Raw genomic sequence first — 12,648 nt, 5'->3', positions numbered from 1 at the left:
GGCTCGATCTTCAGTCCGCCTTCGCTGCTTGCCGCTTTTCCGCGGCATGCATCTCTTCCGAGAGGCCGGCGCGCCAGTAGCTGACGACGAGATGCTCGTCGATGCCGGGTTGCAGGCGCTGCTTTGCCGCTGCCCGGATCTCACGAAAGGCCGCATGCTCGCTCGCCGCCCAGAGATAGACGCGGTCATCGACCTCAGACCAGTCCAGTGCCGCAAAGGCATCCTGAAGCGATCTCGTGCTGCCCGGCGCTGCGCCGTCGCGGTGGAGCCAGCGCAGCGTGAAGCCGTCCGGCATGGCGAGCGGTTGCTGCTCGCCGGCATCGGCGACCTCGATGAAGGCGAGGCCGCGGGCATTGGCCGGCAGGCTTTCCAGCATGCGGGCCAGCGCCGGCAGCCCGGTTTCATCGGCGAGGAAGACGTAGCGGTCGGCCTGCTTCAGTCCGCGCCCGCCCGGTCCTGCCATGCCGATGCGGTCGCCGGTGCGCGCGCTGGCGGCGAAGGCCGAGCCAGGCCCGGCATCGTCATGCAGCACGAAATCGATGGCGAGCGTGCCGGCCGCCACGTCGATCTCGCGGATCGTGTATTTGCGGATCGCCGGCCGCTGCTCCGGTGGTGGGGATTGCAGCAGGCCATCGGCGCCGATCATCGGCCAGGCTGGCTCCGCCAGTCCCGGCGGCGGGATGAAGAGGCGCACATGCAGCGCTTCCAGCGAGTCGTAGCGGGTAAGGTCCTCGCCCTGGAAGCGGATGCGGCGCATATGCGGCGTCAATTGCTCGACGCCGGTCACGGTCAACACCCGAAAGTCCGGCGGCAGCATCGGCTCGGAGCCGTCGCCGCTCCAGAAGATCGCGGGCACTGCTCCTTCCGGTGCGAACTCGACGATATGGTTCGCGATCGCGAATTTGCTGCCCTGCAGCCGGGCTAGATCGGGAGCCTCGACGACAACGGACAATTCGCCCGGCTCCGAGCGCAGTTCCGCCCTGCTGCCGTCGAGCCTGATCGTGGTCACGCCCCCGGCCTCGCTCACTTCGGCCTCATGTTCGAGGAGGTGCCCGCAGAGCGGGCGCAGAACGGCGACGGGGTCGGGCAGGGCGATGCGCGTTTCGGCGCGAAGCATGGTCATGGGGCGGTATCCTGTCGCTGCCCGGAGAGTCAGGGCCTGGCCTGGCCGGCGCCTTCGATCCAGAGTGCGCCGTCGAGCGGGATCGCCGAGAAGCGGCGGGAGATCTCGTTCAGCGTCGCCTGCGGGTCGACATCGGCGAAGCGGCCGGGGTGGAACCATGCCGCCAGCCGTTCGATGGCGACGATATGGAGCGGGGTGTCGTTGAAGAGGTGCCAGAGCCCGTAACCACGGCCATTGCGGACCGCAGCGAGCGCGGCGATGCCCGGCTGGCCCAGCAGGGCGGTGAAGCTCTGCGCCGCAGTCTCGCGCGAGACGCCGAGCCCGAGGACGAGGCCACCGCGCTTGCTCAGATGCGTGCCGCCGGTCGCGACATAAATCGCAGGGTCGGCGGCAAGGAGCTGCTCGAGGCTGATCTGACCGCTCGCGCCGGGCAGGATCGCGGCGGCGATGTTGCGCCCGCCGGCCGCGTTGATGAAGTCGTCCAACGTGCCCTTGCCCGGCGTCTGGCAGCAATCGAAGCCGCCGGCATGGGCATGCATGAAGACGGCAGGGCGCTCTGCGCCGCGCAGGCGTTCCTCGATCAGGCGCCGGCGCTCCTCATAGAAGCGGATATAGGCTTCCGCCTGCGCTTCGCGCCCGATCAGCTTCCCCAGGATGCGCAGGCTCGGCAGCGTGTCGCGCATCGGCTGCAGGTAGAAGTCGATGACGACAACCTTGATGCCGGCGGCTTCGAAGCGCTGGACGAGATCGCCCGCTCCAAGCCGCGTGCCCGCCAGCGACAGGCTCAGGATCACGAGGTCCGGCGACAGCGACACCGCCTTCTCGAAGGAGAATCCGTCCTGCGTGCCGCCGTCGCCGACGGTTGGCACGGTCGCGATCGCCGGGAATTTGGCGAGGTAGCGTTCATAGGCGTCCGGATTCTGGCGGCGATGGTCGGCGCCCCAACCGGCCAGCAGGCTGATCGGATCGGGATGGACGAGGCCGAGCGCGTTGAGCTGGCGCCCTTGCGCCAGCACGATCCGCTTCGCCGGAGCGGGCAGGGTGACGCTGCGCCCGAGCAGGTCGGTCACGGTGATCGGCTCGGCGCTGGCTGGAAGCGAACCGGCCCGAAGCAGCACGATCACGACGAAGAGCAGCCGCGCCAGCAGCCACAATGGCGAGGCGATCATGGCGAGACCTTTCCCGATTCATCATAACCGAGCGTGAAGGCGATCGCGCGCGACAGCATGGCCGGAACGACCGAGATGTGATTCTCGCCGGTGAAGACGAGATGCCTGCAATCGACTCGTCCTGACGCCGTCAGCGCCTCGGCCATCTCCGCGGCATTGTCGACCATGCGGGCCATGCGTAGGCGTTCGGCGCGCTGGCGATCGCGCTCTTCGTCACCGTTCTGCTCCTCACCGCCGACGGCGATCAGCAGACGCGGTGGCTGCGCGGCGGCAGGTCCAAGCAGGAACCGATCACGCATTGCGAGGATGGAGCGCTCCTCCCACCAGATCGACGGGCTGCCGGCGACATGGCTGCGAAAAAGGCCCGGTCGCGTGAACAGCGCGTACAGAGCGAACAGCCCGCCGAAGGAATGGCCGACCAGCGACAGGCGCGCCGGATCGGTTGGCGCGAGTCGCTCGATCAAAGGCAGGATTTTGCCGCTGATGAAATCGAGGAAGCGGTCGGCTCCGCCATTGGCCGGCAGGAGGTCCTGCCGGCGCCGCTCGGCATCGAAAGGGGCTGCGCCCGGATAGCCGATGCCGAGGATGATGGCCGGGCCGACGCCGGTCACCTCGGGGCGCGCCGCCTGCAGCCGGGCTGTGGACAGCGCGGTGGGGAACAGCGCATCGCCGTCGACCAGGATCACGACCGGAAAGCCCTCGGCCGGCGCCGGCTCGGGCGGGATCGCGAGCAATAGCCGATAATCGCTCCCTTCCGGCGAGGCGAAGGCGAGGCTCTGCGCATGCGGCAGCTCGAGCGGCCGGAGGGCCGAGGCCAGCTGCCCCTCGCATGCAACCCGCTCTGCCCGCGACATCGCGCCTGACCTCACCAGCGATAGGACAGGGTGGCGAGCACGGTGCGGCGCAGGCCGAAGGAGCAGCCGGTCGTGGAATAGCAGCCGGAGATGTACTCCTTGTCGAACAGGTTGTGGGCGTTGACCTGCAGTTTCCAGCCCTTCATCGCGGTGTTCGCCAGGCCGAGGTCGTAGCTGATCGCGGCATCGACCAGCGTGTAGTCGTCGGTGAAGAAGGTGTTGCCGGGGTCGCCTGCTCCCTTGCCGACATAGCGCACGCCGGCTCCGAGGCCGAGGCCCGCGAAGAGCCCGGTCTTGAAGGTATAGTGCGCCCAGAGCGAGGCCATGTGGCGCGGTACGACCGGCGGCCGCCTGTGGAGGTCCACGCCATTGCTCTTCGTCACCTCGGCGTCGGTGTAGGCATAGGCCGCGGTCAGGTCGAAGCTGTCGAACAGCGTGGCGCGTGCCTCGAGCTCGACACCGCGCGCCGTGACCTCGCCGGTCTGGGTCTGGAAGCCCGGATTGGTAACGTCGGTCGTCGTGACGTTGGTCTGCCTGATCTGATAGACCGCCGCCTGGAAGAAGGCGTTGGCGCCCGGCGGTTCGTATTTGAAGCCGGCCTCGTATTGCTCGCCTTCCGTCGGCTTGAAGGGCCTGCCGCCGAACGCCGTGCCCGCCACCGGCTCGAACGAGGTCGAGTAGCTGGCATAGGGCGCAAAGCCGTTGTCGAAATTGTACATCGCCGCGACGCGGCCGGTGCGGGCGGTGTCGTTCTGCTTCGTCAGCACGCCGGTGGCGAAGTCGCGGGTTCGGGCCTCGGCGCGGTCGAAGCGGCCGCCGACCAGGAGCGAGAGACGGTCGAGCTTGATCTGGTCCTGGACGTAGACGCCGTACTGGGCGGTGGTCTGCGTCGTCAGCGTCTTCGGCGAGAGCGCGAACGGTGAGCGGCCATAGATCGGGTTGGTGAAGTCGAGCGTCTGGACAACGCCGGGGAAGCCACCGTTCGAGGAGGCATCGGTCCAGGATGCGTCGAGCCCGACCAGCACCTTGTGGGTGAGCGGCCCGGTGCGGAAATCCGCCTGGAGCTGCGTGTCGACCGCCGCGGTGCGCGCCTTCTCGTCATAGGCGGTGACGCGGCGGTTCAACGTCTTCTGATCGGCCTGGATGCCCGCGACGGACACGGTCCGGAAATGCGACTTCAGATCTGACAGCCGCAGGTTCTGCCGCACGGTGAAGACGTCGTCGAAACGGTGCTCGAAGGCGTAGCCCGCATTGGCCTGGTTGCGGCTGTAGCCCTCGAAGTTCGGCTCGCCGGGGAAGAAGTCGCTGCGGATGCGGCCGGCGCGGCTGGGCAATGCCGTCCCGATGGCGGGGATGAAGCCGTAGAAGCCGGTCTCGGGATCGCGCTGGAACGAGGTCAGCACGGTGAAGCTCGTGGCGGCGCTCGGCTGCCAGGTCAGGGACGGCGCGATGAACAGGCGCTCCTCCCGGGTGTGGTCGACCTGGGTGTCGGCGGCCCGGCCGAGGCCGACGATGCGGTAGAGCAGCGTCTTGTCCGGCGTCACCGGCCCGCCGATGTCGAAGGCGAACTGGGCGCGCTCATAGCTGCCGAACTGGAGCTGGACCTCGCCATGCGCCTCCTCGCGCGGACGCTTGCTGACGAGGTTGATCACACCGCCGGGCTTGACCTGCCCGAAGACGACGGACGAAGGCCCGCGCAGGACCTCGACGCGCTCCAGCCCCCATGGCTCGTAGGCCGGCACGAGATAGTTGACGCCGCGCAGATAGCGCAGCCCGTCGAGATTGCTGACGAAGCCGGCATTGCCGCCCGAGCCTCCGAAGCCGCGAATGAAGGCGCTGTCGTAGCGCCCGGCCGAGAGGCGCGTTTCGGCCAGCACGCCGGCCGAGTAGCGCAGCGCTTGCCCGACGCTCTGGGCGGCCTGATCGGTCATCTGGTCCCGCGTCACCACCGAGATCGACTGCGGCGTCTCGATGATCGGCGTATCGGTCTTTGTCGCCGTCGCGCTGCGCCGGGCGACATAGCCGTTCACCGGTCCGTTGGCCCGCTCGCCCTGGACATCGATGGTGTCGAGGCCGATCGCGTCGCCCGACTGCGCGAGCGCGGCGCCCGGCCAGGCCGCGACGATGGCGCCGAAGGCGACGCCGGCAGCCAGTGCTGCGCGATTGATGAGAACCCCGTTCATGCCAACGCCCTTGCCCCTTCGCCGGTTCGGCGACCCGTTGGCAGGGTTCTTTCAGGAAGCATGCTCGGCCGGCAACGCCATCGGCTTTCGATCGCGGCAGTATTTCTTTCGGCGCAGTTTCGAGCCGTTCCAGCTCTGAAAAGCGCGCCTGCGTCAGCGCAATGCGCTCGGCGACAGGCCGAAACGCTTGCGGAACAGGCCCGAGAAATGCGCCGGCGTATAGCCGACGCGAAACGCGGCTTCGGCGACGCTGGCGTGCCCGCCCGCGATCATCGCGTGCGCCTGCTGCAGGCGTTGCTCTTGCAGATAGGCGTAGACGCTGGTGCCGAACTCGGCCCGGAAGGCCGCGGTGAGCTTGGTCGGATTGAGGCCCGTTATCCGGGCGAGCTCGGCCAGGCTCGGCGGCTCCTGCATTGCGGCGACGAGCATGTCCCGCGCTGCGAGGACCTGCTCGCGAGTCCGGGTCGGTAGTCGCGCGGGACGCAGCGGCGCCTTTCCGACGATCTCGTTCAACGCCACCGCCGCCAGTTCCAGGGCTTTCCCGGCGAGATAGAGCTGCCGGAGCGGCTCGGCCACCGGGCACTCGGCGATCTGGAGCGCCAGCGAGCGAAGGCGGGCATCGGCCGGCCGCACCCAGACTCCCGCGCCCTCGGCACCGACCAGCGCGAACAGCTTCTTCATCGGCGCGGCGAACTCGCGCTCGACGAAATCGAGGTCGAACTGCATCAGGACGCAGCGGATCGTCCCGCCGCTGAGGCTGGTGCGTTGCTGGAGGTGATCGCCGCTGTTCGCCGCGACTAGCAGGGCCGGCCCGTCGATCATGACAGCCGGACGGTCGTCGAGCTCGAGCGACTGGCGGCCGTCCAGCAGGATGGCGATCTTCAGACCTCGCCGCATCGGCCCGGCGGTCCGCTTTCCGGTCGCTGCGGGAAAGCGCCCGGCGGACAGCGACAGCTGACCGGAGAACAGCTTGAGATCTATCAGGGCGTCTGGGTCGGAAGGGGATGGCACGGACATGGGCGCGCAATCCTAGCCCGATGCGAAGACAGATCGAAACTGCAATTCAAAGCTATAGCTTGGTATAATCCTGATGTTGAATGCCTTCGTGCCGACGAGCGCGGCGGCGTTGCCTGCTTAGACCGGGCGCATAGTCGAGAGCCGTGCCGTGCGGCATGTCCCGATGCTTGGTCCGGAAGGTCATCAGGTGTCTCTGGCGCCCACCGTCCCTGTCGCCGTCGGAGCGGCACGAGGGCTGCGCATGCCCGGCCGGAACCGATGGCAAGATGACGCAGGACCTCACACGATGCGGCCTTGCGGTGCGGGTCCGGTCAGGTCGCAATCCGCCGCCCCAGCTCGTCGATAGCCTGCTGCAGCGCGTTCGCCACGAGCCTGTCCGTCACCGAGTTGTAGCGGATCGACGGCAGGGCGACATTGATCGACGCCAGCGGCTCGCGCTCGTCGGAAAGAACGGCCATGGCCATGCCGATGATTCCGGGGGTGAACTCCTCGAAGGAATAGGCGATGCCTCTGCGCCGGACTTCATCGAGCTCGCGGCGCAGGGCCTCGGTCGAGGTGAGGGTCTTGGGCGTGATCGCCTCGAACGAGACCGTGCCGAGATAGGCGTCGAGCTGGGGCTGCGCCATCTGGGCGAGCAGGATTTTGCCGCCCGACGTGGCGTAGAGCGGCGCGCGGTCGCCCAGTCGCATATGCGAGACGAGCCGCTGCGGGCCGTTCACGGCCGCGACGACCTCGGCTTCGCCGTCCTTCAGCAGGTTGAGCGCGGACGATTCCCGGGTTCGCGCGGTGATCTCTTCGAGCAGCGGTTGCGCCAGCGTGACGAGATCCTGTCCCCGCGAGGTCTGCCGCGCCAGCCGCGCCAGGCCTTCGCCGAGCCGATAATGTCTGTCTGCTGCGGTATAGGTGACGTAGCCGCGTCCCATCGCCGTCTTCAGCAGCTGCGTCAGGCTGCCCTTCGGGATCTCCAGCGCAGCGGCGATCTCCATATGGGGGAGGCCGTCGCTCCGGCGCGCCAGGAGCTCGAACAGATCGAGGATGCGCTCTGCGGATTTTACGGCTGTGGGCGCATCGTCGGGCATTGGTGAGTTCCGATATGTAAACTCACCCTTGGCACAGGTGGCGTCGCTGTCAATGCGTCGGCGCCTCGCCCTCGCCCTCACCCTCCTGGCCGCCGTGCCGGTGCAGGAGCTCGCGGGTAGCATCTCCGGCGCGGCGGGCCCGCATGGCCGGTGGCAGGCCGGCAAGGGCGATGTTCGGCGCTTCCACTCCGATCGGCGTTTCCGGTGGAAAGGCGTCCAGGAATGCGCCGAGCCAGAGCTGCCCTTCGCCAGGATAGGCTCGTCCGCCGCGCGCCTCGCTCCTGAGCTGCTCGGTCGGCGGGGCCGCGGCGGGGGCGTCGCAGAGATGGATGTAGGAGAAGAGCGCCGGATCATATCCGGCGATGTCGCGAGGATGGCCGCCGGCGCGGCTGAGATGCAGCGCGTCGACCAGGAGACCGGCATTGGCCGGGCGCGCCTCCAGCAGCAGGTCGTGCGCCGCCCCCAGCGTACCGATCGTGGCATAGGGAATGAATTCGAGCATGGTGCGCAGGCCGCAATCATGAGCGAGCGCGCAGAAGGCACCGAAGCGATCGACAAGACGATTATGCTCCGCGTCGAAGCCGACGGTGAGGACATGGCGGGCGCCGAGCTCCGCACCCAGCTCGAGCGCCGGTCGCAGCGCGTCGACATCGGTCTGCGGCTGCAGCCAGACGGCTTCGATGTCGAGAACGCTCAGGCCCGTTGCGGCGAGCGCTTGCTTGATGCGGCGCTGCAGTGGTGCATCCCCCACGATCTCGGTGATCGTGTCGGTGGCCAGCGGCGGGATCACCCGCAGGCCGACGGCATCGAAACCGCCTGCCTGTGCCGCCTCGATCAGGCCGACCGGATCCGCATCGAGCACGGTGAGATGGGCCAGGGAGATCGGGCGCATGGCGTTTCCTGATTGGGAATGAGTTTACAAGGTAAAACAGTTTCTATATGAGAACAACCAGGAGGAAACACCATGGACGCATCCATCGAGCAGGCCGAACGGCTGGCGATCCGGGAGTTGATCGAGAACTGGGCGGTCTGGCGCGATGCCGCCGACTGGGCGCGCTTCCGGACGGTCTGGCATGATGATGGGCGCATGATGGCGACCTGGTTCCAGGGCAGCGCCGACGCGTTCATCAAGGTGAGCCGCGAGGGCTTCGAGCGCGGCGTGCGGATCCTGCATTTCCTCGGCGGTTCCTCGGTCGATCTCGCCGGCACGCGCGCTATCGCGCAGACCAAGATGACGATCAGCCAGCGCGCTGCGGTCGAGGGCGTCGAATGCGACGTCGTCTGCACCGGGCGCTTCTATGATTTCCTCGAGAAGCGGGCCGGCCGCTGGGGTGTGGTCCTGCGCCAGCCGATCTACGAGAAGGATCGGATCGATCCGGTCGATCCGGCCGCCACGCCCATGCTCGACCGCGAACGGCTGATGGGTTTCCCGATCGGCTATCGTCATCTTGCCTATCTGCAGGTCGGCATCGGCTATCCGGTGAAGCGCGACATGCCCGGCCTGGTCGGGCCGGAGGTCGAGGCGCTCTATGTGCGCGGCGCCGGCTGGCTGAAGGGCGGGCCGGCCGACTAGCCTGCTGTCCTGGTCGGGCAAGACCCGAGCCTGAGTTGGCGAGCGAGCACGATGCAGCCCTTTGTCTATGAAGCTCTCACCGCGCGTGTCCTTTTTGGGCACGGCACGATCGTGCGCCTCGGCGAGGAGATCGAGCGGCTGGGCCTCGAGCGCGTTCTTGTGCTGTCGACGCCGGGCCATCGCGGCATGGCCGAGCGGATCGCCGCTACGCTCGGGACCTGCGCCGCCGGTGTCTTCGCCGGGGCGGCGATGCACACGCCGGTCGAGGTGACCGAACGCGCCATGGCCGAGGTCGCTGCGCTCGCAGTCGATGGCGTCGTCGCCATTGGCGGCGGCTCGACCATCGGACTCGGCAAGGCCATCGCCCTGCGCAGCGACCTGCCGCAGGTCGTCGTTCCCACCACCTATGCCGGCTCGGAGATGACGCCCATCCTCGGAGAGACGCGCGATGGGCTGAAGACGACGCAGCGCAACCCGAGGATCATGCCGGAGACGGTGATCTATGATGTCGATCTGACGCTATCCTTGCCGCCGCAGCTCTCGGCGACCTCCGGCATCAATGCGATCGCCCACGCGGTCGAGGCGCTCTATGCGCCGGACGGCAATCCCATCGTCTCGCTGATGGCGGAGGAGGGGATCGCGGCACTGGCGCGCGCTCTGCCGGCGATCACCCGCGATCCCTCCCGGCGCGAGGCACGCTCGGACGCCCTCTACGGCGCCTGGCTCTGCGGAACCTGCCTCGGGGCGGTCGGCATGGCGCTGCATCACAAGCTCTGTCACGTGCTGGGTGGCACCTTCGACTTGCCGCACGCCGAGACCCACACCGTCATTCTGCCGCATGCGATCGCCTACAATGCGGCGAGCGCTCCCGAAGCGATGAGGCGCATCGCGCGCGCTTTCGGCGCCGACGATGCAGTGGCGGGCATCGACGATCTCGCGCGGCGGCTTGGCGCGCCGCGTGCACTCCGCGATCTCGGCATGCCCGAGAGCGGCATCGAGCAGGCGGTCGAGATCGCGACCCGCAACCCGTACCCGAACCCACGCCCTGTCGAACGTGACGCCATTCGCGGGCTGATCGCGCGCGCCTGGGCCGGGGAGCCGCCACGAGGCTGACCACCAAGCCTAAAAGGGGCGGGCGATGAGATCAGGGAGGACGGAATGAGGAATTTCGACGAGCGCTCGATCACCGCCGCGGTCCGCGAGCGGGTCGGGCAGGCGACCGATCCGCGCACTCGCCAGATCGGCGATGCGCTGGTGCGCCATCTCCATGATTTCGTGCGCGAGATCGAGCCGACCCAGGAGGAATGGTCGCAAGCGATAGCCTTCCTCACCCGCACGGGCCAGATGTGCGACGCCACCCGGCAGGAGTTCATCCTGCTCTCGGACACGCTCGGCGTCTCCATGCTCGTCGACGCGATCAATCACCGCCTGCCGGGTAGCGCGACGGAAACCACCGTGCTCGGCCCCTTCTATGTGCAGGAGCCGCCGGAAAAGCCGCTCGGCGCCAACATCTCGCCGGGGCTGGAGGGCGTGCCTCTGCTCGTCACCGGCTCGGTCAGCGCGGCCGATGGTTCGCCGCTGGCCGGTGCGACGGTCGATGTCTGGCACTCCGATGGCGACGGCTATTACGATGTTCAGCAGCTCGACGACGAGCACGGCCTCGCCATGCGCGCTCGGCTCAGGACGGCAGAAGGCGGCGCCTTCCACTTCTGGACGATCATGCCGGCCGCCTATCCGATCCCCAATGACGGCCCGGTCGGCGAGATGCTGGCGGCGCAGGGGCGCCACCCCTACCGGCCGGCCCATGTCCATTTCATGATCGCGGCGCCGGAGCATGAGCAACTCGTCACCCATGTCTTCGTCGAGGGCGACACCTATCTCGATTCCGACGTCGTCTTCGGGGTCAAGGATTCTCTGATCCGCCCCTTCGTCGAGAAGCCGGCGGGTACGGCCCCCGACGGCAGCTCGGTCGACCGGCCCTATCGCCATCTTCACTACGACTTCGTGCTGGCGTCTCAGCGGCGCACGGCTTGAGCCAGTTTATTTGCCGGCAATACGTTGCTGCGACGCATCCGGGAGAGAGATGTTCATGCCGCTCAGGGGCAAGGCCTTCATGATCGTCTGGCACGATATCAGGGCGGAAGGGGAACGCGACTACCATCTCTGGCATACGCGCGAGCACATGCCGGAACGGCTCGCCGTGCCGGGCTTCCTGCGCGGCCGCCGCGGCGTCGATTGGAACCGCGACCGGCACCGCTACCTGACGCTCTACGAGGGCGAGAGCCTCGCGACCTTCGGCGCGCCGGACTATCTCGCGCGCCTCAACAACCCGACCCCGTGGACGCTCAGGACGCAGCCGACCTTCTACAATTTCATCCGTTGTGCCTGCGACATTGCCGCCTCGGCCGGGCGCGGCGTCGGCGGCGCCATGGCAACCTTCCGCGTGCCGTTCGAGGGCGCCGGCGCGGATGTGTTCCAGGCGCTGGCCCCGGCGCTTGCCGACGAGCTCCTGACGCTGGAGGGCGTCAATGCCGTCCATCTCGGCGTTGCGCGGCCAGATGTGACCGGCGCCAGGACCCGCGAGACCGAGCTGCGCGGCATGATGAGGGACGATGTCTTCGACGCCGTCGTCCTGGTCGATGCGGTCGGGCGCCGTGAGCTCGAGGCATTGATGCCGGAGATCGCAGCGCGGCTCGCGGCGCATCGGCTCGCGATCGATCCGGCGGAAACCGCGGTCTACGACATGGCCTTCTGCCTCGAACCGACCGGCTGACCGACGCCATGACGGAGGACATCGTCACCATGAGCAGGCGCCCTGTCATCGATGGCGCAACCCGCCTTCTGGGCATCGTCGGCCATCCGATCACGCAGGTGCGCGCTCCGGAAGTCTGGACCGGCCTGTTCCACCTGCACGGCCTCAACATGGTGTGTGCGCCGTACCATGTCCTGCCGGCCGATCTTGCGGCCTTCTTCACCGGAACGCGCCGTATGCGGAACCTCGCCGGCATGATCGTCACCATCCCGCACAAGCCGGCGAGCGTCGACCTCGTCGACGAGCTGACGGAGCGCGCCCGCATCGTCCGCTCGGCCAACTTCATCGTCGTGCAAGCTGACGGCAGCTGGCTCGGCGACATCGTCGACGGCATCGGCTTCCTCGCGAATCTCAAGGCGAATGGTGCCGATCCGGCAGGCAAGCGGGCGCTGCTGGTCGGCACCGGCGGCGTCGGCACCGCGATCGCCTTCGCGCTGGCGGAAGCGGGAGTGGCCGAGCTCGTCCTCTATGATCGCGACACCGCGCGCAGCGAGGGGCTGGCGGAACGGCTTGGCGCGCTCGGCTGGCCGGCGCGGGCCGGCACGCCCGATCCCGAGGGGTTCGATCTCGTCGTCAACGCTTCGCCCGTCGGCATGAGGGAGGACGATCCGCTCCCGATCGATCCCGCCCGCATCAGGCCCGGCAGCATCGTCGCCGATGTCATTGTGCACGAGACCGAATTGCTGCGCCGTGTTGCGAAGCTCGGTTGCCGGGCGATCGGCGGGTCCGGGATGATGGACCATCAGCTGGCGGCGATGGCTACGCATCTGGGCCTCGGCGAGCACGATTTCAGTGCGGCGGCGGCCAGGCGCGTCGCCTCCGCGCTCCGCGGTTAGCC

The 12,648-nt window shown here is 68.1% G+C and carries 12 protein-coding genes; 5 read left to right on the top strand and 7 right to left on the bottom strand.

The features are described 5' to 3' along the window. Positions 1 to 10: 10 nt before the first annotated feature. The 7 genes from AC07O0_RS17795 to AC07O0_RS17765 all read right to left on the bottom strand — a co-directional run bounded on the left by AC07O0_RS17795 (position 11) and on the right by AC07O0_RS17765 (position 8,317). Entirely contained in the window at positions 11 to 1,123 is a 1,113-nt protein-coding gene (locus tag AC07O0_RS17795; protein WP_494625025.1) for a DUF2218 domain-containing protein, read from the bottom strand. Positions 1,124 to 1,152: 29 nt separating this feature from the next. Next, a complete protein-coding gene (locus AC07O0_RS17790; RefSeq protein WP_494625024.1) occupies positions 1,153 to 2,292 on the bottom strand; it encodes an ABC transporter substrate-binding protein in 1,140 nt (379 codons plus the stop codon). Then, positions 2,289 to 3,146, bottom strand: a complete 858-nt coding sequence (locus tag AC07O0_RS17785; RefSeq protein ID WP_494625023.1) for an alpha/beta hydrolase — start codon at positions 3,144 to 3,146, stop codon at positions 2,289 to 2,291. Before AC07O0_RS17785 ends, AC07O0_RS17790 begins: the two co-directional genes overlap by 4 nt. 11 nt (positions 3,147 to 3,157) lie before the next feature. Further along, positions 3,158 to 5,329, bottom strand: coding sequence for a TonB-dependent siderophore receptor (locus AC07O0_RS17780; protein ID WP_494625022.1), 2,172 nt, complete (start codon positions 5,327 to 5,329; stop codon positions 3,158 to 3,160). A gap of 153 nt (positions 5,330 to 5,482) precedes the next feature. Next, the gene (locus AC07O0_RS17775) at positions 5,483 to 6,346 is read right to left on the bottom strand and encodes a helix-turn-helix transcriptional regulator (protein WP_494625021.1); all 864 of its coding nucleotides are present in this window, start codon (positions 6,344 to 6,346) and stop codon (positions 5,483 to 5,485) included. 311 nt (positions 6,347 to 6,657) lie between these two features. After that, complete coding sequence (locus AC07O0_RS17770) at positions 6,658 to 7,425, bottom strand: IclR family transcriptional regulator (RefSeq protein WP_494625020.1); 768 nt, start codon at positions 7,423 to 7,425, stop codon at positions 6,658 to 6,660. 49 nt (positions 7,426 to 7,474) lie between these two features. After that, positions 7,475 to 8,317, bottom strand: a complete 843-nt coding sequence (locus AC07O0_RS17765) for a sugar phosphate isomerase/epimerase family protein (protein WP_494625019.1) — start codon at positions 8,315 to 8,317, stop codon at positions 7,475 to 7,477. Positions 8,318 to 8,389: 72 nt separating this feature from the next. On the opposite strand from AC07O0_RS17765, the gene AC07O0_RS17760 reads away from it, so the two are divergent. From AC07O0_RS17760 to AC07O0_RS17740, 5 genes are read left to right on the top strand one after another with little or no spacing between them, the layout of a single operon-like run. Continuing rightward, complete coding sequence (locus tag AC07O0_RS17760; protein ID WP_494625018.1) at positions 8,390 to 8,998, top strand: nuclear transport factor 2 family protein; 609 nt, start codon at positions 8,390 to 8,392, stop codon at positions 8,996 to 8,998. 51 nt (positions 8,999 to 9,049) lie between these two features. Continuing rightward, entirely contained in the window at positions 9,050 to 10,111 is a 1,062-nt protein-coding gene (locus AC07O0_RS17755; RefSeq protein WP_494625017.1) for a maleylacetate reductase, read from the top strand. A gap of 45 nt (positions 10,112 to 10,156) precedes the next feature. Next, on the top strand, positions 10,157 to 11,032 hold the full coding sequence (locus AC07O0_RS17750) for an intradiol ring-cleavage dioxygenase (protein ID WP_494625016.1): 876 nt from the start codon (positions 10,157 to 10,159) through the stop codon (positions 11,030 to 11,032). A gap of 55 nt (positions 11,033 to 11,087) precedes the next feature. Then, entirely contained in the window at positions 11,088 to 11,771 is a 684-nt protein-coding gene (locus AC07O0_RS17745) for a hypothetical protein (protein ID WP_494625015.1), read from the top strand. Positions 11,772 to 11,800: 29 nt separating this feature from the next. Continuing rightward, complete coding sequence (locus AC07O0_RS17740; RefSeq protein ID WP_494625014.1) at positions 11,801 to 12,646, top strand: shikimate dehydrogenase family protein; 846 nt, start codon at positions 11,801 to 11,803, stop codon at positions 12,644 to 12,646. The last annotated feature ends 2 nt before the right edge of the window (positions 12,647 to 12,648 follow it).

It is taken from the genome of Allobosea sp. GW821-FHT10B12, from assembly GCF_059415545.1.
The sequence above is the reverse complement of the archived record's forward strand: the minus strand, read 5'-3'. Positions and strand labels throughout refer to the sequence as shown.